General features: G+C 43.8%; 18 protein-coding genes. 16 read left to right on the top strand and 2 right to left on the bottom strand.

Going from position 1 to position 25,008, the window contains the following annotated elements; genetic code table 11:
• Window positions 1-29 precede the first annotated feature (29 nt).
• From MusilaSJ_RS06845 to uxuA, 11 genes are all read left to right on the top strand, one after another.
• Window positions 30-4,193: a hybrid sensor histidine kinase/response regulator gene (locus MusilaSJ_RS06845; RefSeq protein WP_446725143.1), complete on the top strand. Its 4,164-nt coding sequence runs from the start codon at window positions 30-32 to the stop codon at window positions 4,191-4,193.
• A 32-nt stretch (window positions 4,194-4,225) separates the two neighbouring features.
• On the top strand, window positions 4,226-5,008 hold the full coding sequence (locus MusilaSJ_RS06840) for an NIPSNAP family protein (RefSeq protein WP_274989292.1): 783 nt from the start codon (window positions 4,226-4,228) through the stop codon (window positions 5,006-5,008).
• A gap of 281 nt (window positions 5,009-5,289) precedes the next feature.
• Window positions 5,290-6,534 carry an efflux RND transporter periplasmic adaptor subunit gene (locus MusilaSJ_RS06835; RefSeq protein ID WP_274989291.1) on the top strand — a complete coding sequence of 415 codons (1,245 nt, stop codon included), beginning with the start codon at window positions 5,290-5,292 and terminating at the stop codon, window positions 6,532-6,534.
• 496 nt (window positions 6,535-7,030) lie between these two features.
• The gene (locus MusilaSJ_RS06830) at window positions 7,031-8,488 is read left to right on the top strand and encodes a TolC family protein (RefSeq protein WP_274989290.1); all 1,458 of its coding nucleotides are present in this window, start codon (window positions 7,031-7,033) and stop codon (window positions 8,486-8,488) included.
• Window positions 8,489-8,577: 89 nt separating this feature from the next.
• Complete coding sequence (locus MusilaSJ_RS06825) at window positions 8,578-9,243, top strand: ABC transporter ATP-binding protein (protein WP_112657986.1); 666 nt, start codon at window positions 8,578-8,580, stop codon at window positions 9,241-9,243.
• 24 nt (window positions 9,244-9,267) lie between these two features.
• Window positions 9,268-10,506: an ABC transporter permease gene (locus tag MusilaSJ_RS06820; RefSeq protein WP_274989289.1), complete on the top strand. Its 1,239-nt coding sequence runs from the start codon at window positions 9,268-9,270 to the stop codon at window positions 10,504-10,506.
• Window positions 10,507-10,535: 29 nt separating this feature from the next.
• A complete protein-coding gene (locus MusilaSJ_RS06815; RefSeq protein ID WP_274989288.1) occupies window positions 10,536-11,726 on the top strand; it encodes an ABC transporter permease in 1,191 nt (396 codons plus the stop codon).
• A 21-nt stretch (window positions 11,727-11,747) separates the two neighbouring features.
• Window positions 11,748-13,121, top strand: a complete 1,374-nt coding sequence (locus MusilaSJ_RS06810) for a sigma-54-dependent transcriptional regulator (protein ID WP_274989287.1) — start codon at window positions 11,748-11,750, stop codon at window positions 13,119-13,121.
• The gene (locus tag MusilaSJ_RS06805) at window positions 13,105-14,403 is read left to right on the top strand and encodes a sensor histidine kinase (RefSeq protein WP_274989286.1); all 1,299 of its coding nucleotides are present in this window, start codon (window positions 13,105-13,107) and stop codon (window positions 14,401-14,403) included. Before MusilaSJ_RS06810 ends, MusilaSJ_RS06805 begins: the two co-directional genes overlap by 17 nt.
• Window positions 14,404-15,014: 611 nt before the next feature.
• Window positions 15,015-16,685, top strand: a complete 1,671-nt coding sequence (locus MusilaSJ_RS06800; protein WP_274989285.1) for an alpha-amylase family protein — start codon at window positions 15,015-15,017, stop codon at window positions 16,683-16,685.
• 1,111 nt (window positions 16,686-17,796) lie between these two features.
• The gene (uxuA, locus tag MusilaSJ_RS06795; RefSeq protein WP_274989284.1) at window positions 17,797-18,990 is read left to right on the top strand and encodes a mannonate dehydratase; all 1,194 of its coding nucleotides are present in this window, start codon (window positions 17,797-17,799) and stop codon (window positions 18,988-18,990) included.
• Between the two features lie 82 nt (window positions 18,991-19,072).
• On the opposite strand, the gene MusilaSJ_RS06790 is transcribed toward uxuA, so the two are convergent.
• Window positions 19,073-19,435 carry a nuclear transport factor 2 family protein gene (locus tag MusilaSJ_RS06790; RefSeq protein ID WP_274989283.1) on the bottom strand — a complete coding sequence of 121 codons (363 nt, stop codon included), beginning with the start codon at window positions 19,433-19,435 and terminating at the stop codon, window positions 19,073-19,075.
• A gap of 182 nt (window positions 19,436-19,617) precedes the next feature.
• On the opposite strand from MusilaSJ_RS06790, the gene MusilaSJ_RS06785 reads away from it, so the two are divergent.
• From MusilaSJ_RS06785 to MusilaSJ_RS06765, 5 genes are all read left to right on the top strand, one after another.
• On the top strand, window positions 19,618-20,166 hold the full coding sequence (locus MusilaSJ_RS06785; protein ID WP_274989282.1) for an RNA polymerase sigma factor: 549 nt from the start codon (window positions 19,618-19,620) through the stop codon (window positions 20,164-20,166).
• An 11-nt stretch (window positions 20,167-20,177) separates the two neighbouring features.
• Window positions 20,178-20,993, top strand: a complete 816-nt coding sequence (locus MusilaSJ_RS06780; RefSeq protein ID WP_274989281.1) for a zf-HC2 domain-containing protein — start codon at window positions 20,178-20,180, stop codon at window positions 20,991-20,993.
• A 13-nt stretch (window positions 20,994-21,006) separates the two neighbouring features.
• A complete protein-coding gene (locus MusilaSJ_RS06775; RefSeq protein ID WP_274989280.1) occupies window positions 21,007-21,870 on the top strand; it encodes a DUF4097 family beta strand repeat-containing protein in 864 nt (287 codons plus the stop codon).
• A 12-nt stretch (window positions 21,871-21,882) separates the two neighbouring features.
• Window positions 21,883-22,707, top strand: a complete 825-nt coding sequence (locus MusilaSJ_RS06770) for a DUF4097 family beta strand repeat-containing protein (protein WP_274989279.1) — start codon at window positions 21,883-21,885, stop codon at window positions 22,705-22,707.
• Window positions 22,708-23,159: 452 nt separating this feature from the next.
• Window positions 23,160-23,570, top strand: a complete 411-nt coding sequence (locus MusilaSJ_RS06765) for an RNA recognition motif domain-containing protein (protein ID WP_091175364.1) — start codon at window positions 23,160-23,162, stop codon at window positions 23,568-23,570.
• Window positions 23,571-23,655: 85 nt separating this feature from the next.
• Here MusilaSJ_RS06765 and MusilaSJ_RS06760 read toward each other — a convergent pair whose 3' ends face one another.
• Window positions 23,656-24,999, bottom strand: coding sequence for an FAD-binding protein (locus tag MusilaSJ_RS06760; RefSeq protein WP_274989278.1), 1,344 nt, complete (start codon window positions 24,997-24,999; stop codon window positions 23,656-23,658).
• Window positions 25,000-25,008: the final 9 nt, after the last annotated feature.

Here is a 25,008-nt window from a genome sequence, read left to right as displayed (position 1 = left end):
TTTTGAATATCTATAAATATTTGTTTGTTGTGGTTGCCTTGTTGATTACCCGAAACGGGTTTGCGCAAGATAGGAACCTTAAGTTTGAGCATATCGGCACCCGGGAGGGCTTATCACAAATTAATGTGAGTACCATAATTCAGGATAGCCGGGGTTTTATGTGGATAGGTACCCGCGACGGCCTTAACCGGTATGACGGGTATAGCTTTGTGATATATAAGCACAGTATCCAGGATGATAATTCATTAAGCAGTAACCTGATATCAGACATTGCCGAAGATAAAGAGGGCAACATATGGCTGGCCACGCTTTTTGGCTTAAATAAGCTCGACCGCAAAACAGGTAAGTTTATACATTACTTTCATGACAGCGCCAATTCAAACAGCATCTCAAGCAATTTTGTAAACAGGCTGATATTTGATCATGATGGCATTTTGTGGATAGGCAGCCAAAAAGGCGGGCTCGACCGGTTTGATATCTATCAAAATAAATTTACCCATTATAAACACAACGAGGCCGACCTGTCGTCATTAAGTGACGATGATGTAACCGCGTTAAAGGAAGACTCCAAACACCGTTTATGGGTTGGTACCCTGAGCCACGGCCTTAACCTTTTTGACAGAAAGAAGGAAACTTTTACACGATATCAAAGCCAGCCGGGGATAAACGCCAGTATTTCAGGAGGGTATGTAATTACTATATACGAGGATATTGAGGGCAGGTTATGGATAGGGACGGAAGATGGCGGGCTCAATTTATTTGACCCGGGAAAAGGCACATTTAAACATTACCTTGAGAGTAAAAAAGATTCCGGCTCTAATTCAGGATATAGTGTTTTAGCATTAAACATGGACCTGAACGGTAATTTGTGGGTAGGTACCGAAAATAATGGCGTTAATATCCTGAACCCTGTAACCGGAAAAATAACAGCCTATAAGCATGATGATATTGACAGGGGCAGTATGAATGGTAATTCCATTTACAGTATTTGCCGGGATAGGATGGGGAATATGTGGCTTGGGGCATTTAGCGGCGGCATTAACCTGTATAAGCGCAGTACCGAAAGTTTTTCGCATTTCAGGCATAGCTCATCGCCAAATAGCCTGGCCAATAATTTTGTACTTTGTTTGCACGAAGATCAGGATAGTAATATTTGGGTAGGTACCGACGGGGGCGGCGTTAATGTGTTTAACAAGGATGGTACTGTTGAACACTATATGAATGATCCGGCTAATGCCAATAGTTTGGCAGGAAATTATGTATTGAACATCATCCAGGATTTTAAAGGAGATTTTTGGATAGGTACCTGGGCTGATGGTTTGTGCCGGTTTAATCCCCGCACAGGCAAGTTTACCGGCTTTAAACATGACATGGCAAAACCCGGCAGCTTAAGCAATAATAATGTTTATGCCCTTACCCAAACCCGCGACAACCGCATTTGGGTAGGCACCTATAACGGCGGTCTCGATCTGTATGACGAAAGATCGGGTACATTTTCGGCTTTTAATTACGATCCTAATGATCCTAAAAGTATCAGCAGCGATAGGATATATTCCCTGCTCGAGGATCGCAATGGTAACTTTTGGGTTGGCACCTTTGATGCCGGCCTGAATTTGATGGATAGGAAAACAGGTACCTTCACCCGGTTTCAGCACGACGAGAAGCGTAACAGCATCAGCAATAACAGCGTCCCCGATTTGTTTGAGGATAGTAAGGGCCGCATCTGGATCAGTACACTTTCGGGGCTTAATCTATTTAACCCTGTTACCAAACATTTTACGGCGTTTACAACCAAAAATGGCTTACCAAGCGATGTTATTTATGCTGTGCGCGAAGATAAGCTGGGCACCATATGGGTTAGTACCAATAATGGCTTATCCAACTACGATCCGGTTAAGCACACCTTTAAAAACTATACTATTGAAGATGGTTTACAGGATGAAGAGTTTAAATCACATTCGGCCCTGCAAACTAAGGATGGCAGGATCTTTTTTGGGGGGATTAATGGTTTCAATTCCTTTACACCCGCACAGATCTTAAAACCATCGGCCTTTATGCCCCTGGTTATCACCAATTTTCAATTGTTCAATAAAACAGTGAAAATTGCCCGCGGCAAGGATGACCCATCTCCCTTAAAACAAGATATAAGTGATACCAAATCAATCAAATTATCCTATACCCAATCCGTAATTACATTACAGTACGCGGCGCTTGACTATTCTTCATCTGATAAAAAGAACTACAGTTACATACTCGAAAACTTCGATACAGACTGGAACAATGTGGGAAGCCGGAATACTGCTTCATACACCAATTTGCCACCGGGCGAATATACTTTTAAATTAAAATATCAGAATACGTCAGGGTTATGGTCGCCGCCTTCAGCGGGATTAAAAATTACCATTGTGCCGCCGTTTTGGTTAACCTGGTGGTTTAAATTAATTGCCGCGGTAACCATAATTGCCTTGGTATACTTTATTTTTAAATACCGGATTAAATTTCTCAAAGCACAGAAAACCGTACTGGAACGCCAGGTAAAAGAACGTACCGAAAGCCTGGTGAAAATGACAGCGAATGAACGCCTGGCCCGCGAGGCATCAGAAAAAGCGCGTGAAGAAGCCGAAAGCGCCAATAAAGCCAAGAGTATTTTCCTGGCTACCATGAGCCATGAGATCCGGACGCCTATGAACGGGGTTATCGGTATGGCAACATTGCTGGCCAGTACCCGGCTTACCAGTGAGCAGGAGGAGTATACCGAAACCATAAAAAATTGCGGCGATGCCCTGTTAACCGTTATCAATGACATTCTTGACTTCTCTAAAATTGAATCGGGCAATATGGAGCTTGATGAAGAAGATTTTGACCTGCGCGATTGTATAGAAGGTGTTTTGGATGTTTTTGCTGAGAAAGCTTCGCGGTTAAATCTTGACCTGGTTTACCAGGTTGAGCATAATGTGCCGGTACAAATTATTTCCGATTCGATACGGCTTCGCCAGATCCTGATCAACCTGGTTGGCAATGCTGTGAAATTCACCACCCAGGGCGAAGTTTTTATACTGGTGGGGGTAAAAGAACAAAAAGAGGACGACCTGGAATTGATCTTTAAAATAAGGGATACAGGCATCGGCATTGCCGAGGATAAACTGGAGCGTTTGTTTAAGCCGTTTTCGCAGGTTGATTCAAGTACCACACGTAAGTATGGGGGCACCGGTTTGGGTTTGGCTATAAGCGAAAAACTGGTTAAGCTGATGGGCGGCGAAATCAGCGTACAAAGTGAAATAGGCAGGGGAACTACTTTCTCGTTTACCATAAAATCAAAAGTGGGGCAAAAAGTAAAGCGAAATTACGTTTACCTTAACCTTACCGAGCTTGAAAATAAACGCATATTATTTGTTGATGACAATGCTACCAACCGCGATATTATTGATACACAGCTTAGGCAGTGGAAATATGACCCGGTAGTTGTGGCATCGGCAACCGAGGCATTGAAAGTGCTTAACGATCAGGATGAGCATGTTGACCTGCTGATAACGGATATGAGCATGCCCGAAATGGATGGCCTGCAGCTGGCTAAAGAAGTAAAGCAAAAATTTCCTGAAATGCCCATTGTATTATTAAGCTCGATAGGCAGCGAACAAAGTAAACGGGAAGATAACGTATTTAACGCGGTATTGACCAAGCCTACAAAGCATAATCTGTTACATAAGCATATAGTTGAGCAGTTAAAGGCCGGTAGCGGTATTAAAACTGAGTACCAGCAAGTGCAAACAGTGTTTTCTAAAGATTTTGCTAAAAATTACCCCATGAGCATTCTGATAGCCGAGGATAATTTAATAAATCAGAAACTTGCTATGCATATGTTAAGTAAAATGGGTTATAGCGCCGATATTGCCGAAAATGGCCATGCCGCGTTAAATGCCATGGTAACAAAACATTACAACCTTGTTTTGATGGATGTGCAAATGCCTGATATGGATGGTTTGGAAGCAACGCGCTTTATCCGCAGTAACATGCAGGACCAGCCGGTAATTATTGCCATGACCGCAAACGCCATGCCCGAAGATAAGCAGGCATGTATTGACGCCGGGATGAATGATTACCTGAGCAAACCCATGAAACTTTCGGATCTAATGGAGATGCTTGAAAGATGGGGTAAATATATAAACGGACATAATACAAGTTTAATGAATTGACATTATATTTACTCCGAAAATACCCGGCCATTATGAACCCTTTTGTTAAATCATCTATCGCTTTTTTTACCTGTTTATTTATCGCTGCAGTGGCATTGGCAAATGCGCCCGCGCGTAACTATTATCAGCTTAAAATATATCACTACAAAACCCAGGCACAGGAAAGTACCATTGAAAAATATTTACAACAAGCCTATATTCCTGCGCTGCACCGCGCCGGTATTAAAAATGTAGGCGTATTTAAACCCATAAGCCAGGTAGATACCGCGAAGCTGCTATATGTGTTTACGCCGTTTCAATCATGGGATAAGTTAATGGGGATCGATCAAAAGTTACAGGCCGATGCTGCATACCTTGCCGATGGAAAGGATTACATTGACGCTGCTTACAATGAGCAGCCTTATACCCGTTTGGAAACTATTATACTGCAGGCTTTTCCGGGCATGCCTTCAACAGCGGTGCCGAATTTGACCGCTAACAAAGCCGATAGGGTTTATGAATTGCGCAGCTACGAAAGTCCTACCGAAAAATACAATGTCAATAAGGTAACCATGTTTAATGTGGGCGATGAAATAGGCCTGTTTAAACGGCTCGGGTTTAATGCCGTTTTTTATTCGGAAGTTATTGCGGGCAGCCATATGCCTAATTTAATGTACATGACCACTTTTAACAGTAAAGAAGACCGGGACAAGCATTGGGACACTTTTGGTAAAGACGCTTACTGGAAAACGCTTTCAGCTAAAGCCGAGTACCAGCATAACGTTTCCCATGCTGATATTATCTTTCTTCGCCCGGCGGATTACTCTGATTTTTAGGTTGCCGGCAGGTTCAACTTATGGACTTGCACCAGAGGTGCAAAAGGTTTGTAGCATCTTCGTCCCCTCAGGGTCTCTCGCAGAGGACCCTGAGGTTCACCGCTCAACAATATAAAAATAAATCAGGCGCAATCAACGCAATCAAAAATCAATCAACGGTCGGTATTGAATATTTTGTCCGATATCGATCACTTTTTCCAAATTAAAAATATCTAACTTATTGATAATTAATGTTTTAACATTGGTATAGCTTTTGCAAAACCTTATCCAAATTTATCACAATGGATAAGGAAATTACACTTGAAGTTACTGCTGCCAAACGCAAAAAAGGCGCGGTTGTCATCATAAGCAGCATAGCTGTTTTGGTGCTTGCCGTAATGCTTTTGCGGGGATATATTAAATCGACCGTTAACCGTTCGGAAATAACTACCGCCAGGGTTGAAATCGGCAATATCGAAAATACCATCAATGCTACCGGCGAGGTTTTGCCTGAGTTTGAAGAGATCATCACCAGCCCGATAAATGCATCTATCAAAAGTGCGCTGATGGATGCCGGTAATAAGGTTAAAGCCGGTCAATCGATATTAACGCTGGATAAATCGGCTACCCAAACCGATTTTGAAAAACAGAAATTTCAGCTCGAAACCAAACGCACCGAGATCAGCAAACTCAAGCTTGATCTGAACAAAAGCTTCTACGACATCCAATCAAACAACGATATTAAGCAACTCCACATCAGCAACCTTGCCGATGCCGTTGAAAATGCTAAACGCCTGTATAAAGCAGGTGGCGGCACCCGCGAAAATATTGAACAAGCTGAGCTTAACCTCAAAGTTGCACAGCTTGAAAAAAAGCAACTGGAAAACGAGATCAAAAGCAAGCAGCAAACCATGCAGCTGGAGATTAAAGAAGCTGAAATAGCGGCAGATATCCAGCAAAACGATCTTAAAGAATTACAACGTAAGCTTGACCTTGCCAATGTGGTGGCAACACGCGCCGGGGTGATCACCTATGTAAACAAAAATATTGGTGCCAACATTCACGAAGGTGAAACCCTGGCACGGATTGCCGATCTGGGTAGTTTCAGGATCCAGGGCAGTATTTCTGATAACTCTGCCGATCAGCTGCATAGCGGCTTGCCGGTTATTGTACGGATCAATGATGCCCAGCTAAGAGGGCATGTAAGCAATATATCCCCATCGGTACAAAACAGCATCATTTCGTTTGACGTGCAACTGGATGACCGGGCCAGCAAATTGCTCAGACCCAACATGAAAGTCGACGTTTTTTTAATAACGGCTACACATAATAAGATCATGCGGGTGGCCAATGGCCCGGCATTTAAAGGCCCCTCCGTTCAGGATATTTTTGTACTGAACAATGGTAAGGCCGAACGCCGCACGGTACATATTGGCCTCACCAATTTTGATTATGTGGAGATACAGAGCGGCGTAAAGCCTGGTGATGTGATAATCACATCGGATATGAGCGAATACAAAAACTCGAGGGAAGTGACGGTGAAATAGCCCCACCCAAACCCTCCCCGGAATTGGGAGGGCGAACCGGCAGTTGTTGGTGTTGTCACAACGGATTTACGCCACACTTTTGAACAGGGCGTTAAGTGATTATAAAAACATGTAAATACAAAGATGTTAGTGACAACACCAGCAACGGCGAAGTAATGGTAAAGAATTAGATATGAACGTCATTGTGGGTAACCACCAGGGAAACCCCGGAAAAAATCATGATGACGTTTAAGATGTATTTTAGAAATGGTGCAGGGGAGCTGCGTTAGGGATGGTAGCGGATACCGGCCTGTGGCTAAGGCCTTGTGTAGTATGAGCGTACAGCCCGGGCCGCAGGCAACGCCCACCTTATAAAACCGATTGAAAAAACATCATTAATAATCAACAACTACAATTACGTCATTATAAGGAACGAAGCAATCGCGAACTGTACAAAGCGGATTTGCTAACCGGAGATTGCTTCGTTCCCCGCAATGACGCTTGAAAATTAAAGAACATGAAAATACTATACACCATATTATTATTAACCATAACCACAGGAGCGTTGGCTCACAGTGGCACCGATACCCTGCGGCTAACACTGCAGCAGGTGGTTGACATGGCCAAGGCCAATTCAATAGCTGCCAAGCAGGCTGCTACCGTACGCGAAACCAAGTATTGGGAATACCGCACCTACAAATCAAACTACCAGCCGCAGCTGGCATTAAGCGGTACTTTACCGGGATATACCAAAACATTTTCGCAGGTGCAGCAGCCCGATGGTACCATACTTTTCCAGCCTATTCATAATGACAACTCATCGTTACAGCTTAACTTTAGCCAAAGTATTACTGCTACCGGCGGTACTATTTATGGTACCACACAATTGCAGCGGTTTGATGATTTTGACAGGCATAATGTATTGTATAACGGTATCCCTTACGGTATAAATTATTCACAGCCGCTGTTTCAGTTCAACAGCCTCAAGTGGGATAAAAAAATTGAGCCATTAAAGTTTAATGAAAGCAAGCAGGTTTACATTGAAGCCCAGGAAAAGATAGCGGTTGACGTGGAAGGGTACTTTTTCGACCTGCTGCTGGCCCAGGTAAACCTCAAGATTGCCGAAACCAACTTAACCAATACCCAGGGAATCTTAAAGGTAGCCAATCTGAAGTATGAGTTAGGAAAGGTATCAAAAAACGAGATCCTGCAACTACAGCTGGAAAAGATCAACGCGCAGAAAGCCGTTGGTACGGCCAGGCGCGATATGGAGATTGCTACACTGAACCTGCGCAGTTTTACGGGGCAGGAGGGGAATGAGCGGATAGTGCTGGTAGTACCGAAAAATATTAGCCAGATGACCGTATCATCAGATAAAGTGCTGGCCGAAGCTTACGCCAACCGCTCAGATGCTATCGCTTTTTCACGCCGTATTGCAGAAGCAAAACGTGATGTGGCTAAAGCCAAAGGGCAAAATGGTTTAACCGCCACGCTTACCGCCAGCCTGGGCTTTTCAAATACAGCTACCAATATTCCTGATGTATACAAGAACCCTCAAAACCAGCAATTGCTGCAGGTACAGCTCTCTATACCGATACTGGATTGGGGCAGGTCCAAATCCCGTGCTAAAACAGCTTTAGCCAACCAGCAGTTTACCGAGTACGCCGTTGAACAGGATAAACAAACTTTTAAACAGCAGATAGTAACCCAGGTGTCGCTTTTTAATGTAATGAAAGAGCAGCTGGTTTACACCGCGCAGGCCGATAGCATAGCCGCCGAAAAATACCAGATAGCACGTGAACGCTATGTTTTAGGCGACCTGAGTATTACCGACCTTGGCATTGCCTTCCGCGAAAACGACCAGGCCCAGCGCGATTATGTAGCTGCCCTCCGTGATTTTTGGGGAGCTTACTACCAGTTGCGTTACCTCTCGCTCTATGATTTTGAAACAAATAAAAAAATCACCTATAATTAATTCAATAATTTATTTAACAGAAATCTAAACACACATTAACGATAAAAATCACTAAATCAATAATTCACTAACTCAATAATTAATCACTCATGATACGTTTACAAAACATTGAAAAGGTGTACCGCACCGATACCGTAGAAACCCTGGCCCTGAACAGCGTAAGCCTTGATATTGCCAAAGGCGAATTTTTATCCATCATGGGCCCCTCGGGCTGTGGCAAAAGCACCCTGCTTAATATTATGGGCCTGCTCGACGCGCCCTCAAAAGGACAGATCAGGATTGACGATCAAAAAACAGAAGGCATGAATGATAAACAACTGGCAGCTTTCCGGAATAAAAAGCTGGGTTTTATTTTTCAAAGCTATCATCTTATTAACGACCTGCAGGTGCTTGACAATGTAGAGCTGCCATTGCTTTACCGGGATACCACCGCTAAACAGCGCCGTGAACTGGCTGCCGAAGCACTGGAAAAGGTAGGACTTGCTAACCGTTTAAAACATTTTCCTACACAACTGTCTGGCGGTCAGCGGCAGCGTGTGGCCATAGCGAGGGCCATTGTGGGCAGGCCCGAAATTATTTTGGCCGATGAGCCTACCGGTAACCTGGATAGCGCCATGGGCAACGAGATCATGGAGATCCTCCTTAACCTTAACCGTAACGATGGCACTACCATAGTAATGGTTACGCACGATGAAAATATGGCGCATAAAACCCATAGGCTGGTGCGCTTATTTGATGGTGCACAAGTTCAATAATTAACCGGTTTTAAAATTAAAGTTATGCTAAAAAATTATTTTAAAATAGCCATAGCGGTACTCAAGCGCCGTAAGTTTTTTACGTTTATCAGCTTGTTCGGTATTAGTTTTACGCTTACCATATTAATGGTAGTTACCTCTTTTGCCGATAAAATGCTCGGCCCTAATTATCCCGATACAAAAAGGGACAGGTCATTATATATCATTGAGCATGAAGAGTACGGCGACAAAAGTGGTTCGACAAATACCGGACCGTTGTCATTCTATTTCCTGAACAAGTATGCAGGCGGGTTAAAGACCCCGGTTAAGGTGGGTATCTCCTCCATGTTCACTTTTACTAATACTTACGTCAATAATAAAAAGATCTCCATAAGCCTTAAATTTACCAATGCCGATTATTGGGATGTACTGGATTACCAGTTTCTGGAAGGCAAGCCATTTACCAAACAGCAAATTGATAATGCCGAAAAGGTTGCAGTTATATCGCAGGATACAAGAAGGGATTACTTTGGTGACATACCCTCTGTAGTTGGTAAATATATTGAGGCCGATAATGTAAAATATCGCGTTTTGGGCGTGGTGAAAGATGTACCGGCCACCCTGTTTACCCTGTATGGCGATATCTACCTGCCTTACACAGTATCAAAGGTCGATTACAGAAATCAAAATTGGGGTGGTAATTATACTGCCATTTTAATGGGGAATTCAAAAGATGATCTGCCCAAAATACAAAGTGAATTTGCAAGTGTCATCTCCCGGATCCCGATGCAGAGCAAAGAGTTTAATCATCTGTATTGTTTTGCCGATACTTATTTTGGATCATTCATTCGTACACTGACCGGTAGGCACGGTGATTCAGGAATGACTAAGTTTATTGTTATCGTATCCATTTTTGTATTCCTGTTTTTGTTACTGCCAACACTCAACCTGGTTAATATCAATATTACCCGCATTATGGAGCGTTCATCAGAAATTGGTGTACGCAAGGCTTTTGGAGCATCATCAAAAACACTGGTCTATCAGTTTATTGTCGAAAATATTATCCTTACGCTGTTAGGTGGTTTCATTGGGGTCTTATTATCTGTCATTATTATAAAAATAATTAATGCTGCTAACCTGATAGCGCACCTTGATCTTACTTTAAACTTTACGGTATTGTTTTATAGCCTGCTTACCTGCATTTTTTTCGGGTTGTTATCAGGTGTATACCCGGCATGGCGTATGTCAAAATTAGATGTGGTAACTGCTTTAAAAGCACAATAAAAATCAGATAACATTTTAATCATTATATTATGTTCAAGCACTTATTTAAACTGATCTGGAATAAAAAGAAACAAAACTTTTTACTGATCTCTGAAATGCTGGTCTCTTTCCTCGTGATCTTTGCTGTATCAACCTTAGTGGTTTATTATTACAAAAACTACAAAAAACCTATAGGTTTTGATTACAAAAAGGTTTGGGTAATTAACTATAACAATGCTGTAAAATCAAAAAAGGCCGATTCGCTTACATTGTTTTATGAAACACTGCGGCAAACTATAAAATCAATGCCGCAGATTGAAGAAGTAAGTTACGCCAGCAATAATTATCCCTTTGCTTTTAACCAAAGCAATGGTGGGTATGATTATAATAAAAGGCATCTTGACGGTGTAGATAATCTGAGTGCCGATGATAATTACGCCAGGGTTTTTAACCTTCAGGTGCTGTCAGGCCGCTGGTTTAGTAAACAGGATGCTGTGTATACAAGCAGGCCGGTGGTTATCAATGAATTATTTAAGCAACTGGTTTTTGGGAATGAAAATCCTATTGGCAAACTGTTAGGCAATGAAAAAGATAAGCTATCAGACAGGATGCGTGTTATAGGCGTAGTTTCGGATATGAAATTGAAAGGTGATTATAAGCCTGCCAACCCTGGTGTTTACAGCAGGTTGGATACAGGTTCATATGCCTGGGTTGGCACCTTGCTATTAAAAACGGGCCCAACCGCCGATGCTGCTTTTGAAAGCCGGTTGTACAAAACGGTATCAAATGCCATGAAAAACTCAAATGTTGAAATTGAACATTTAGATAAAAAACTGGTTAAAATGAACCAGGTTTCGCTTGTGCCGGCGATTATTCTGTTTGTTGTTGCCACATTCCTGATCATCAACGTGGCCCTGGGCTTATTCGGTGTACTTTGGTATAACATTAACAAGCGCCGCTCCGAAATTGGTTTACGCAGGGCAATCGGTGCTACCGGTAAGTCGGTATCATGGCAGCTGGTAACGGAATCGTTAATTTTAGCTACCATTTCGCTGGTTATAGGAGCATTTTTTGCTGCACAGTTTCCCTTATTGAATGTTTTTGACATGCCGCCCGGAGTTTATATGATAGCTATCTTTTTATCTGTACTGTTTATTTACGTGCTGGTGCTTCTTTGCTCATTGTACCCGGGCAAACAGGCCGCGGCTATTTACCCGGCTGTTGCTTTACACGAAGAATAATTACGATATTAACCACCTGTTATGATATTGGTTATTGATGATGATATTGCCGTACGCACCTCGCTGATCCTGCTGTTAAAAAGCGAGGGGTATGATGCTGCAGGCACCGATGAACCTGCCGAAGCGCTGAAGATCATTAAGAAAAAAGCGCCCGAGCTTGTTATTCTTGATCTTAATTTTTCGATAGATACCTCCGGGCAGGAGGGAATGGACCTGCTTGAAAAAATAAAAGGCATTAACAGCAGTATTCCTGTGATCCTGATTACCGGCTGGGGGAGTATCGAGCTTGCGGTTAAAGGCATGAAGCTGGGCGCAAATGATTTTATCAATAAACCGTGGACTAATGGTTATCTTCTCCAGTCGATAAAAACCCTGCTCGACCTGCAGGATAAGCGGACGGAGCATCGTACCCGTAAACAACTGGATAAGACTTACAATTTTGAAAACATTGTAGGCGAAGATGCCCGGATGCTTGACATCCTGGAAACCATAGGCCGCGTGGCATCAACCGATGCATCGGTGTTAATTATGGGCGAAAGCGGTACAGGTAAGGAGCTTATTGCCGAAGCCATTCATCAAAATAGCCTGCGTCGTAATAAGCCGTTTATCAAGGTGAACCTGGGGGGGATTTCTACCTCTTTGTTTGAGAGCGAAATGTTCGGTCATATCCGCGGAGCGTTTACTGATGCACGGTTTGACAGGGTGGGCCGCTTTGAAATGGCCAATAAAGGCACCATCTTTTTAGATGAAATAGGCGACCTGGATGCCAGCAGCCAGGTAAAGCTGCTCCGCGTATTGCAGGACCGCACCTATGAAGTATTGGGCAGCAGCCGTACAAAAACGGTTGACACCCGTGTGGTGTGCGCCACCAATAAAAACCTGAATGAAATGGTAACGCGTGGTACTTTCCGCGAGGATTTGTTGTACCGGATCAACCTCATTACAGTTTATCTGCCGGCCCTGCGCGAGCGGCCGAAGGATATTCCTTTGCTGGTTAGCTTTTTTATTAATAATTTAAAGCAGATCTATAACCGGCCCAATTTGTCGGTAGCGCCATCGGCCATGAAATGGCTGCAGCAGTTACCCTTACCGGGCAATATCAGGCAACTGAAAAACCTGGTGGAGCGCTCTATTTTAGTAAGCCGGAAGGATGAACTGGGCATTGATGATTTCCGGTCGCAGCTGGAAATGTCGCCCATAAAAAAGGGGAATATCCAGTTGCCTGGGGTAGGTACTTTAACTTTAGAAGAGGTGGAAGTAGAAATGATAAAAAGGGCTTTAGATCATCATAAAAACAAGATAAGCAAGGCCGCTGCTGCTTTGGGGCTCACGCGCAGCGCCCTGTACCGGCGGCTCGAAAAATACCAGATCCCATACGATGAAACTGAGGACTAAATACATTTTATTCGTAGTGATCCTGCACCTGCTAACCCTGGTGCTTACTTATTTTATTTTCAACGATAACAAGATCTATTTTATCATCGCCGAGGTTGTAATCATCATCTCTTCGGTAATTGCCGTGCAGCTTTACCGGCAGCTCATTCAGCCACTAAAAATGCTGATGCAGGGCGTTGAGGCTATTAAAGATAAAGATTTTAATGTGAAATTCCTTTCAACCGGCAAGCACGAGGTTGACGCACTGATTGATGTTTATAACCAAATGATGGACGAGCTAAGAACCGAACGGACACGACAGGAGCAGCAGCATTTCTTTTTAGAAAAGCTCATCCACACTTCGCCAACAGGTATCATCATCCTTGATTTTGATGACCGTGTGCAACAAATAAACCCTAAAGCGCTGCAGGCGCTGAACATGAGCGAAAAAGCTTTGATAGGTGAACTGATCGGAGAATTGAAACATCCGCTCTTCGCACAGATCAAGGCCCTTAAATCGGGTGAAACCATAGTGGTTAAGCTGGATGGGATCAACTCATTCAAACTGCAGAAATCGCACTTTATCGACCGGGGTTTTTCGCGCCACTTTATAATGCTTGAAGATCTCACTGCCGAGATCCTGGCAGCCGAAAAAAAGGTTTATGGCAAAGTGATCAGGATGATGGCGCACGAGGTGAACAATACCATAGGCCCGGTAAATTCCATCATGCAATCGGCCATGAAAACCGATCAGCTTTGGGCCGGTCATGATTTCGACCCAATAAAAGATGCCCTGCAGGTTGCTATGGACAGGAACCAGAACCTCAACCTGTTTATGCGCAATTTTGCCGATTTGGTGAAACTGCCGCCGGCCAACAAGCAACCGGTTGTATTGCAAAAGCTCTTAGCATCGGTAGTAAAGCTGATGAATATTCGTGCCAAAGAAAAAAATGTGGCGTTAGTCCTTCATTTACCCGAAGAACCGGTTGGTATCATGGCTGATGAACAACAACTGGAGCAGGCATTCATTAACATTGTAAAAAACGCTATTGAGGCTATTGATGACCAGGGATCAGTAACCTTTACCATCAACCCCAAAGAAAAAAAGCTCGTTATCACCGATACAGGCAAAGGCATCACAGCCGAGCAAAATGCCAACCTGTTTACCCCCTTCTTCAGCACCAAAAAAGACGGACAGGGGATAGGCCTAACCCTGGTGCGCGAAATCATGCTAAACCACGGCTTTGAGTTTTCGTTGAAAACCGTTGCCGAAAGGCAGACGGAGTTTGTGGTTTATTTTTAATTGCCGTTTTAGCGAGGTTTTAAATTTCTTCTTGAGAAAGTATGCGCAGAGGCGATTGCAATTAATTGATGATGTGATGCTACGTTAAAAATCATGTCATTGCTGTAAGGAGCGGCAAGGGCAAAGCGTATGGGGCGACGTAGCAATCTCGTAGCCATGCAGATCGGACAGGTATTGGCTATGAGATAGCCGCACCGCGCTAATTGTAAGTTATTGATTATTAAGTGTATTTTTGATCTGTTTATAACATGAGCGTTGCCTGCGGCCCGGGCTGTACGCTCATACTACACAAGGCCTTAGCCACAGGCCGGTATCCGCTCCCATCCCTAACGCAGCCCCCTGCACCATCCCTAAAATATATTTTAAACGTCATTATGATTTTTTCCAGGGGTGACCTGGTGGTACCTTATAATGACATGGTTTTTATTTGTTTCAGCTTACTTCTACGAAAAAACTTGATGGGACGTTAGTCTTTAAAGCCCTCTCCTTTGGAGAGGGTTGGGTGAGGTAAAAAATCCAAGATTGTATTAGTTTTTGCTTAATCCTTTTAGTAACGTTGTAAACCAATTTAAATGTTACCTTAACAGATAATCACTGCAACCACATTTACTATGCAAAGACGGCATTTTATAAAACTTTCTGCGGCTACTTCAGCTGCCATGCTTTTCAGCAAGCTTACTTATTCGGCCTCACACGGAGCCGTGATGATGAACGCTCCCGATGAGGTTTGGGCTCAATCCGGTACCGATTGGGTTAAGCTTAACCCATCAAACGGCTCGCATTACAACTATAAAGAAATCAGCGTAACTCTTAAAACTAATGGCAATGCACTTGGCGTATTCGTTTCATCGCCAAAACAGGAATTAAACGCGATAAGATTAAAGTGGAAACATAACACTGCTGCATCAGCCAAGTTCCTGGGCGATCATTGGGAACGTTCTTATGGCGACCTGCAATGGAAAACCATGGTTGCCGGCATTAAAAATCCGTGGTATGTAATTATTCATGATGATAAGCAAACGACTTGCTTCGGGGTAACAACCGGTGCTAATAGTATTTGCTGGTGGGGCGTAAATAATGACAGCATTGAACTTACCCTGGATACAACTTCGGGTGGAGTGGGGGTGCTGCTGGGCGACAGGCAATTGCATGCTGCGGATGTTATAACCACCAATGCTAAAACAGGAGAAGATACTTTTGCCGCGACCCATCGATTTTGTAAAATGATGTGCGAAAAGCCGCGCATTCCAAAGCAACCGGTATACGGGATTAACGACTGGTACTTTGCCTATGGAAAAAACTCGGCCGAACTGATCAAGAAAACCACCGCTATGATGGCCGAACTGGTTACTGATCATAGTAATAAACCTTTTTCGGTTATAGATGCCGGTTGGGCCACTTATTCGCCATTATTACCCGGTGACGGCGGCTGGAACGATGATTTTTCAAAGCCAAACGACAAGTTTAAGGATATGCGTGCGCTGGGCGATGAGATTAAAAAATTAGGTATGCGCCCCGGTTTGTGGATGCGTCCGCTTTGCGCTAAGCATAATGAGAAAACCAGCCTGCTTGCGCCAAAGATTCCCGGCCGGGACGATCCTAAAAACCCAACGCTCGACCCAACCATCCCCGAAAATATAGCCCGTATCAAACATAATTTTGATGTGTACAAACAATGGGGATATGAAATGGTAAAACATGATTTTACCACTTATGATATTGCCGGTCGCTGGGGTTTTGATATGAAGAATAGTTTCACTGCGCCGGGCTGGCATTTTAACGACAGAAGCAAAACTAACGCAGAGATCATCCTGCACCTTTACCGCTCTATTCGTGAAGCCGCGGGTGATGGCATTTATGTGATTGGCTGTAATACGATGAGCCACCTGTCGGCCGGGGTATTTGAACTTTGCCGTATCGGCGATGATACCAGCGGTCATGAATGGGCGCGTACCCGTAAAATGGGCGTTAACACGCTCGCTTTCCGCCTGCCGCAGCACAATGCCTTTTATGCAGTAGATGGCGATTGCGTAGGTCTTACTAAAGATATTGAATGGAAAAGGAACAAGCAGTGGCTGCAATTATTAGCCGAAAGCGGCGCACCGCTGTTCATCTCCGGTCAGCCCGAAGCCATGGGCGAAGAGCAAAAGAAAGCGGTAAAAACAGCTTTCGCACAAGCCGCCAAAGTACAGCCACTGGGCCAGCCATTAGATTGGGTGGAAACCATGTTGCCAACCAAATGGAAACTGAACGGCAGGATGGTTGATTTTGATTGGAGCTAAGAAAAGAGGGGCCTGTCACCCTGAGCTTGTCGAAGACTCGTGCGCAGAGGCCCTGCCCGCCATACTTCGACAGGCTCAGCATGACAAGATAAAAAAAGTGGTTTTTCGCAGCAGATCAGCTTCGGGTGAAAACGAGCAGAACGATGCTGGGCGGTGCGGCTGCAAGGGCATAGCAAGTTTTTGCAGAAGCGGAGGCATTGCGTACGAATCGGGGCAAAATAATTGCAGCCCGTGGTTCTGTTCGTTTTGCAGGGTGAAGGCCGCGCCGATGGCTTTGGGGCCAGGTTGTGCGCAAAGAAGCCTCTCTGCTGCAAGCCTTTTTGGTTACTTTTGTGGCAAGACAAACGGCGGAGCCTTCTTGAGCACCTTAAAAAATGAACAATAGCGAAAAACGTAACTGGCCCCGCGCGGCCAAGAGCGCGACGATGTAAGTTAGATACTAATGAAGCCCGTTACCAGCCTGTCGGGGATTGCTTCATTACTTACAACAATGAGGTGACGCAGATGTCATTTTACCTTCAGAGTCCCTGGATTTAATCACTCAGCATGACATCCATTTTTAATTTTGTCATCCTGGGCGATAGCGAAGGATCTTCTTCAATATGCAGAACTGCTATACAGGGCAAGAAGATGTTTCGTTATTGCCCATATAAGCTATAGAACCCAGACTTACGAAGTTTTGAAAACTTCTTAAGTCTTTCCCTGTTTCACTTATTCACTTTTCAAAACCTGCCGAATTTCCAGACCCGGGGCGATCATTTTTTTAACTTGTCTGAGGAATGCGCGAAGAAATCCCGTTGTGCATTCGTAACTCAAATTATTTGCAATTAACTGTTAGTCGATTAAAAAAATATAACGATTATTGGCGCGTGATAATTGTAGCTTGATTTGTGTTTACTGACATGGCTGTGTCAGTGTTCAATTTTTAAAAATCAGGTGTTCAACGAAATAAGTTGTTAAATGTTATTTTATTGATTATTAGCGTTTTAGTTATTTTGTTGTAATATTTTGAACAGTTAAGTGCTTGATTATCAATATTGGTTTTTTTTGAAGTGTTCAACCTTTCTAAAATTGAACACCCTGTTTTTGAATATTAAACCTACGATATAAAATGAGTGATACCAATACAAGCAATACTTTCAGCATGATCAACACTATGCGTTGGTATGGCCCTAATGATCCTGTAAGTTTGGCCGATATCAGGCAGGCGGGATGTACAGGCGTAGTAAGCGCCCTGCACCAGGTACCCAACGGCCAGGTATGGACAATTGAGGCCATTAACGAGCGCAAGGCCATCATTGAAGCTGCCGGGCTTACCTGGGACGTGGTTGAAAGCGTACCCGTACATGAAGCCATCAAAACTCAAACCGGCGACTACCTGCAATACATTGAAAACTATAAACAAAGCCTGCAAAACCTGGCCGCCTGCGGGATCCATATCGTTACCTATAACTTTATGCCCGTGCTTGATTGGACACGTACCGATCTCGCTTTTACAGTTGAAGACGGATCAAAAGCCCTCCGCTTTGAAAAAGCTGCTTTTATTGCCTTCGATGTATTTATGCTGAAAAGGGAAGGGGCCGAACAGGAATATACCGCCGATGAACTTGCCCGTGCCAAAGCCCGTTTTGATGGTATGAGCGACGATGACAAGCAACTACTTCAGCGTAATATAATAGCCGGCCTGCCCGGTAGCGAAGAAAGCTTTACGCTGGATAAATTCAGGGAAGCCCTTGCTGCCTATGACGGCATTGATGCGGAAAGGCTGAGGCAAAACCTGATCTTTTTCCTGCAGCAGGTTATCCCGGTTGCCGATGCCAATAATATAAAAATGGTTATCCACCCTGACGATCCGCCGTATGCCATTTTAGGCCTGCCCAGGGTAGTCAGCACCGCCGAACATATCCATGCGCTTATTGAGGCTGTACCGTCATTAAACAATGGTTTATGCTTCTGCACAGGTTCATACGGTGTAAGGCCGGATAATGACCTGCCTGCCATGGTAAAACAATTTGGCGACAGGATCAATTTCATTCACCTGCGCAGCACCCGCCGCAATGAGTTTGGCGATTTTTATGAGGATAACCACCTGGAGGGTGATGTGGATATGTACGCCGTGGTAAAAGAGCTGGTACAGGTTATGAAACAACGTAAATTAAGTATCCCAATGCGGCCCGATCATGGTCACCAGATGCTTGATGACTTGAAAAAGAAAACCAATCCCGGTTATTCGGCTATTGGCAGGCTTCGCGGCCTCGCCGAATTAAGAGGGCTTGAGCTGGGTATCATCCGCTCGATGGAATAATATTTTTATTTATTCGGGGATAAAAACAAAAGGCCTTTGCGGAGAGCGAAGGCCTTTGTCATTTATTATTGGTTAGGTGCGCTTAGCCCATGTTATAAAAAAACTGCTCGGCTATAATTTTTCCGTCTTTCACTTCATAAACCGCAATTTCATTCATTGGCATACGGCCGCCTTCTTTATAGGTAACATCCATATCCATGGTTATCGCGAAAAAATTACCGGTAACAATCGGGTCAGATACCACGCCACTGTGAATCTCCTGAACCGAGGCATACCAATATTCTGTTTTGCCTTTAACAGCCTCTTTGCCTTCGGTAAGCTCCATTGGCGAACCTTTTGGCTCTCGGCTCACAATATTATCTGCATAAAGCTCATCAATAGCCTGGGTATGTTTGCCTTCGCGGCAATACTGAACTAATTTTTCTGCTACTTCGGTGGTGGTCATGATCTTATGGTTTTAATTGTTTATATAAAGTTAGTTAATAACACTTCAAACCAATTGCCTGTTTGGTTTAAATTTCTGTTAAGTTTGATCTGCAGTTGCATCTTCCGAAAAAAAATTAAAATTTTCTGTAACCATTTTACGCCGCCGAAGTACTTAAGGTATATTACATAATTACAAACTGATTGAACACGCTTACAGACAATGCCATTATGCTAAAGGTGAAAGCCGGCGACCTTGACAGGATGGGTATGCTCTTTGAACGCTACAATCGGCAGTTGTATGGCTTCCTGTTCCACATGACCTACCAGCGTGAGCTAAGTGAGGACATGGTACAGCAGGTGTTTTATAAAATGCTCAAGTACCGGCACACCTTTACCGGCACCGGCGAATATATCCATTGGATGTACTCTATAGCCCGCAATGTTTTAAAGGATCACTGGCGAAAAAACAAGCAGCAGGTACAGTACGAAGGCGTGGAAGCGGCCGAAACCATGGCGGGGGGCCTGGTACCTGATGAAGCTTTTGAAAAAAAACAGGCCAAAGCCGGACTACATAAAGCCATGGAAAGGCTAAGCGAAAGCCAGCGCGAGATTTTAGCCCTGAGCCGTTTCCAGGAATTAAAATGCCAGGAGATAGCCGACATATTGGGTATGACCGAAGGTACTGTAAAAGTGCGCATCCACCGGGCGATGCAGGAGCTTAAAAGTATTTATGTAAAAATGGAACGATAAAACAGTATAAGATGAAATGTGAGCTATATGAGGAACTGTTTACCGGTTGGATAAACAAAGAGTTAAGTCCTGAAGAAAATGGGGCTTTGGAGCGCCATATTGCAGGCTGCGCCAATTGCCGTGAAGAGTTACAGGGACTTCAGCAAATGTGGGATACAATGGGCCATATCGAAACGCCCGAACCATCGGCCAATATGGGGGTGAAGTTTTATGCTATGCTGGATACCTACAAAGAGTCGGTAAAAGAGCAGAGGAGTTTGTGGGCTGATATTAAATACCAGGTAAGCCGGATTTGGGAGTGGCAGCCACGCTGGCCAATGGCCTATAACCTGGCAATGGTTGTTATTTTAGTGGGGGCAGGCTACCTGTTTTTTGGTAAAAGCAAAAGTGATGACCAGGATAAACAATTGAAAGCCCTAAGCTCACAGGTACACGAGCTTAAACAAACCATGATGCTTGCCCTGCTTGAAAATCCATCAGCCTCTGAACGGATCAGGGGGGTAAGCTATACCAGCGAGATCAAGCATGCCGATAAGCAGGTGATAGATGCTTTATTGGCTACGCTGAATAATGATCCAAATGTAAATGTACGCCTGAGTACGCTTGATGCGCTTACACACCTTACAGGGCATCCGGAGGTAAGGGAAGGCCTCATCAAGTCAATAGTTGAGCAGGATTCGCCGCTGATGCAACTGGCCATTGCCGATGTCATGCTGAAACTGCAGGAAAAGCGATCAGTAAAATCATTTAAAGAACTGTTGAAACAAAAAGACCTTGATCATGGCGTTCGCGATAAAATCAAACAAACAATAACCCAACTTATTTAAAATAAACCAAATCATGAAAAGATCATTAATGCCTGTTTTAGCAGGTCTGGGGCTTTGCCTTGCCCAAATTTCGGTCCATGCCCAGGACTATAAAGAGCATATCAGTAAGCAATTTACTTTGCAGGGAGCGGCTTCGGGCACTACGCTGGCCATTTACAACATTTGGGGCTCTATAACCGTGCAGGGATATTCAGGCAGCCAGGTATCAATTGAGGTAGATGAAACCATCCGGGGCAAAAGCGCCGGTGATGTTGAAACCGGTAAAAAAGAAGTAAAACTGGGATTTGATCAAAAGGCTGATAGTATTATCGCTTACACGGCCGAACCCTATGATACCCGCCCGCGCCGCAACTGGAACCGAGAGGATCGTCATCATATAGACTATACGGTAAAATTAGAGTATATTGTTAAAGTGCCCTATGGCATAAACCTGTGCGTATCAACCGTAAACGATGGTAATGTTGAAGTTAAAGATGTATATGGGGCATTAAAAGTAAACAATGTAAACGGCGGCATAACCATTGCCAATGCCAAAGGTACAACCAGTGCACATACCATTAACGGGCCGCTTAATGTAACTTACCTCTCGGTGCCACCCGATGCTTCAAGCTATTATACGCTTAATGGTAAGCTTGAAGTAACTTACCCGGCTAACCTGGCAGCTGATCTTGAATTTAAAAGTATGAACGGACAGTTTTATACCGATTTTCCGGATGCTGAGATTTTGCCTACAAGAGTAAGTAAAACCGAATCAAAAAGCGGCAGCGGTACTACTTACAAGCTTAGTAAAAATAATGGCGTACGGATAGGGGCAGGCGGAAAGCTATTTAAGTTTGAAACACTTAACGGCAATATTTATATCAAAAAACAACAATAAAAAAATAACAACATGAAAACGATAAGATTTACAGGAACATTAATATTAGCTGTACTGCTGAGCGCGAGGCTTTGGGCGCAGGACGGGGAAAAAGGGCAGTTAGTTGTGCCGTTAAGTGATCCGGGAAAGCCATATAAACTGGAAGTGGGACTGATTAATGGTTCAATAACCATAACAGGATATGAGGGTAAGGATATTGTTATTGATGCCCAGGGCGAAGAAAGAAAACACCGTGAAAAGGAACCGGCGCCGGGCGGAATGAGGCGTTTATCGGCCGGGAGCAACCTCGATGTGCAGGCCCAGGAAAACAATAACCAGGTAAACGTTCATGGCAGCGCCATGAAAACAACCAATCTTACTATTAAGGTACCAATGAACAGTACCAGTGTTAAATTATCGACAGTAAATAATGGTAATATCAATGCCAGCAATCTGAGCGGCGACCTGGAAATACGGAATGTTAACGGCTATATCAAACTAAATAATATATCAGGATCCGTTGTGGCCAATACGGTTAATGGCAATGTTGAGGTCACCTTTAAAAGCATTGATGCAAAAGCGGCCATGGCATTTTCAACGCTCAACGGTAAGGTTGATGTTACGTTCCCGGCAAGCCTTAAGGCCAATGTAAAGTTAAAATCAGATCAGGGGGATATATTTACCGACTTTGATGTGGTAACCGAGCAACGCAAACCGGTTGTTACAAAAAATAGCGGTGAAAAGGGGATGTACAGCCTGAAAATGGAGGATTGGGTTTACGGGAAAATAGCTGGTGGCGGCCCCGAATTATTGATGAAAACCACCTTCGGCAGTCTTTATATTCGTAAGGCAAAATAATTAAGCGGTGTTTAATAAGTTTTAACCAGGCATTACATTATTGGGGAACTATGGGTAAATTTATCAGCAAATTTCACCAGTTAAATGGTAATGTCTGGCTTTAAGAGCATTGATAAAAGAAAATCAAGCAGTAAATTGTTAACCGGTACCCATACAATCTCGATCCTGTGAATAGCACGATAAGGCTTGCGGATATGTGAGCAGTTTAAGCTGCTAAATAAAAAGTAACTGATTGATTATGAGTTAAAATAATAATTCGGATGCTAAAGAGGTTTGAATGGGAATAATCCAATACAATTTACTGCACAATTAGTGTGAAAAAGCATTCCGGGATGAGATCCGGAACGCTTTTTTTGTAAATAAGCCTTTAACAGAGGGTCGGGCAATAGGCTAAACCATTTTTGTGCACTATATTTGCTGACTGGTTACCTATTGCAATTACCTGGTAGAGTATGATTAAGCTTTTTATCGTGGGTTTTCCGCGGGACATGGAAGAAATTGAACTTGTTGAACTGTTCAGTGCTTATGGCACGGTAAGCACCGTGCGGATAATTACCGATAAAGACAGCGGCATTAGTAAAGGTTATGGTTTTTTAGAAATGACTGATGAGGCAGGCGCTCAACGTGCGATCGACGCTATGAATGGTGCTACTATCGATGAGCGTGAGATAAGCGTGAGGATAGCAGAACAAAAGCACCAGCCGCAACAAAAACAGCAATTTTCAAAACCTAAGCCGGGTTTTAACAAAGTAAAGCCACAAGGTTACAACAAGCCCCGCTTTCCGCGCGAAAATAACCGTTATGAGCAGCAGGAGGCAGCAGCCCCGGTAAGGGCAAAACGCCCGCGCAGGCAGCAGCCATAAGCTTTTTTGAGCTTAAAGCAAAATGCGTAGGGCTAAAAGCTAATAAATTAATTTTTCAATTCACAGCAGCCTTAGCTCACTCATTTCAATAGTTGTAAAGTTCGTGGGCTAAAAATCGGTTCCTGAATTTTCCATGCGGATCGTATTCGGCTGCCAGAGCTTTAAAAGCATCCATCTTTTCATAACGTACCGCTAATGTTTTAGCAGGGATAGTAAAGATTTTACCCCAGTGCGGTCTTGCTTTAAACGGAGAAAGCTCCCGTTCAATTTGAGGGAGCAATTTCAATACAGCTTCTGTTTCCTGTTTCCAGGTAAAATGGATAGCCACCGATTTCTGATTGTGCGTAGGGCTCATCCACAGGTCATCAGCGGCAATGGTGCGGATCTCGGTAATAAAGAGGTGCGGGCCAATTTGGTTCCCTAATCGTGCCACAGCTTCAATAGCTTCAACAGCATGATCAAAAGGCACAAAAAACTCTGATTGCAGTTCTTTGCCGCTGCTTGGTGTAAAGCCCATTTTAAAATGCGGCAACCGCTCATACCATGGCCCCGGAACGCCCATTTGCTCGGTGCAGTTTTCGGCAGAGAGCCCTATAATTGGGTGCAGGTTCTTTGTAGCTGCTTTTGCTCCGTAAAATTCCTTCAGGTTTTCGTCTTTATCGGTACCTATCCGGCTTTTGATCCAAATCTCATTAATATGGTCGCTTTGCCAGTCGGTAAAAAGGCTAACACTATAGCCGGCAGAAACAATTTTTTCAAAATGCTGCTTTAGTTCGCTCATAGGCAAGCCGGTAAATACATGTTGCTTCATCATATAAGTTGGTTGTATTTGTAGCGTAACTTTGGTGATTACACCCAATGCCCCAAGCCCAACCACTGCGGCATTCAGCTTAGCTCCATCTTTGGTTTTTGAAAGGTGAACAATACTGCCATCGGCCTTGACAATCTCTAAGCCGACCACCGCGCTTGAAAGATTGCCATTTTTTACGCCCGAGCCATGTGTTGCCGTTGTAATTGAGCCTGCTACTGATATATGGGGCAACGAGGCAAGGTTATGCAGCGCAAAGCCCTCTTTATCGAGATGCGGGGCAAGCTCGCCGTATTTTATACCTCCTTCAACCGTAACCGTATGATTTTGCTTGTCGATGGATACCACTTTGTTCAGGTTGCGTGTGGAGAGCAGGTTATCTTTACTATCGGCAATGGTATTAAAGCAATGCCTTGTGCCCAGGGCTTTTATTTTATCATGCTTTTTAAGGAGTTGCTGAACTTCTTCAACCGATTTTGGATAAAATACATTGTCCGTGCTGTAAGTTAAGTTGCCCGACCAGTTTTGCAGGCGGGGTTGTTGCGCGAATGATTCGAATGATGATAATAAGGGAGACGCCATCAAGGTAGTACTTAATTGAATGAAAGTTTTTCTTTTCATAACAAATTG

This window comes from Mucilaginibacter sp. SJ (assembly GCF_028993635.1).
Taxonomy (GTDB): Bacteria; Bacteroidota; Bacteroidia; order Sphingobacteriales; family Sphingobacteriaceae; genus Mucilaginibacter.
This window is presented reverse-complemented; position numbering and strand designations above follow the sequence as displayed.

Coding starts and splice junctions, on each gene's coding strand:
- MusilaSJ_RS06840 (WP_274989292.1), top strand. CDS start 4,226: ATGAACCCTTTTGTTAAATCATCTATCGCTTTTTTTACCTGTTTATTT.
- MusilaSJ_RS06835 (WP_274989291.1), top strand. CDS start 5,290: ATGGATAAGGAAATTACACTTGAAGTTACTGCTGCCAAACGCAAAAAA.
- MusilaSJ_RS06830 (WP_274989290.1), top strand. CDS start 7,031: ATGAAAATACTATACACCATATTATTATTAACCATAACCACAGGAGCG.
- MusilaSJ_RS06825 (WP_112657986.1), top strand. CDS start 8,578: ATGATACGTTTACAAAACATTGAAAAGGTGTACCGCACCGATACCGTA.
- MusilaSJ_RS06820 (WP_274989289.1), top strand. CDS start 9,268: ATGCTAAAAAATTATTTTAAAATAGCCATAGCGGTACTCAAGCGCCGT.
- MusilaSJ_RS06815 (WP_274989288.1), top strand. CDS start 10,536: ATGTTCAAGCACTTATTTAAACTGATCTGGAATAAAAAGAAACAAAAC.
- MusilaSJ_RS06810 (WP_274989287.1), top strand. CDS start 11,748: ATGATATTGGTTATTGATGATGATATTGCCGTACGCACCTCGCTGATC.
- MusilaSJ_RS06805 (WP_274989286.1), top strand. CDS start 13,105: ATGAAACTGAGGACTAAATACATTTTATTCGTAGTGATCCTGCACCTG.
- MusilaSJ_RS06800 (WP_274989285.1), top strand. CDS start 15,015: ATGCAAAGACGGCATTTTATAAAACTTTCTGCGGCTACTTCAGCTGCC.
- uxuA (WP_274989284.1), top strand. CDS start 17,797: ATGAGTGATACCAATACAAGCAATACTTTCAGCATGATCAACACTATG.
- MusilaSJ_RS06790 (WP_274989283.1), bottom strand. CDS start 19,435: ATGACCACCACCGAAGTAGCAGAAAAATTAGTTCAGTATTGCCGCGAA.
- MusilaSJ_RS06780 (WP_274989281.1), top strand. CDS start 20,178: ATGAAATGTGAGCTATATGAGGAACTGTTTACCGGTTGGATAAACAAA.
- MusilaSJ_RS06775 (WP_274989280.1), top strand. CDS start 21,007: ATGAAAAGATCATTAATGCCTGTTTTAGCAGGTCTGGGGCTTTGCCTT.
- MusilaSJ_RS06770 (WP_274989279.1), top strand. CDS start 21,883: ATGAAAACGATAAGATTTACAGGAACATTAATATTAGCTGTACTGCTG.
- MusilaSJ_RS06765 (WP_091175364.1), top strand. CDS start 23,160: ATGATTAAGCTTTTTATCGTGGGTTTTCCGCGGGACATGGAAGAAATT.
- MusilaSJ_RS06760 (WP_274989278.1), bottom strand. CDS start 24,999: ATGAAAAGAAAAACTTTCATTCAATTAAGTACTACCTTGATGGCGTCT.